Source organism: Rhodococcus sp. A14 (assembly GCF_011603105.1).
Classification (GTDB): domain Bacteria; phylum Actinomycetota; class Actinomycetes; order Mycobacteriales; family Mycobacteriaceae; genus Rhodococcus_F; species Rhodococcus_F opacus.
In genome coordinates this window covers 1-599 of record NZ_JAAOQS010000313.1, presented here as the reverse complement: position 1 = coordinate 599, position 599 = coordinate 1, and the positions used below count along the sequence as shown (strand labels likewise).

The following is a 599-nucleotide window of genomic DNA, read 5'->3' as shown; positions in this document are numbered from 1 at the left end:
CCGGCGAAGGCCTCCAGCACGCCGACGGGCACTCGCTGCTGCTGGCCTCGACCAACCCGGCCGCCGTCGCCTACGACCCGGCGTTCTCCTACGAGATCGCGCACATCGTCAAGGACGGGCTGCGCCGGATGTACGGCGGCACCGACGGCGTGGACGGGTTCGGTGGCGAGGACATCTTCTACTACATCACCCTCTACAACGAGCCCTACTCCCAGCCCGCCGAACCCGCCGACCTCAACGTCGAGGGCCTGCTCAAGGGCATGTACCTGTTCAAAAAGTCGCAGGCATCGGGCCCGAAGGCGCAGATCCTGGTCTCCGGTGTCACCATGCCCGAGGGGCTGCGGGCCCAGCAGCTGCTCGCCGACGAGTGGGGTGTGGCCGCCGACGTGTGGTCGGTTACCTCCTGGGGTGAACTGCGCCGCGACGGCATCGAATCGGAGCGCCAGGCCCTGCGCGACCCCGGCACCGACGCCCCGCTGCCGTACGTCACGCAGGCCCTGTCCGACGCCGCCGGCCCGTTCGTGGCGGCCTCGGACTGGATGCGTGCGGTCGCCGACCAGATCCGCCAGTGGGTCCCCGGCTCGTACACCACCCTCGGC

The 599-nt window shown here is 70.3% G+C and carries 1 pseudogene; it reads left to right on the top strand.

Going from position 1 to position 599, the window contains the following annotated elements:
• Window positions 1-599 (top strand): annotated as a pseudogene (locus G9373_RS45585) (pyruvate dehydrogenase (acetyl-transferring), homodimeric type); the annotation flags it as partial.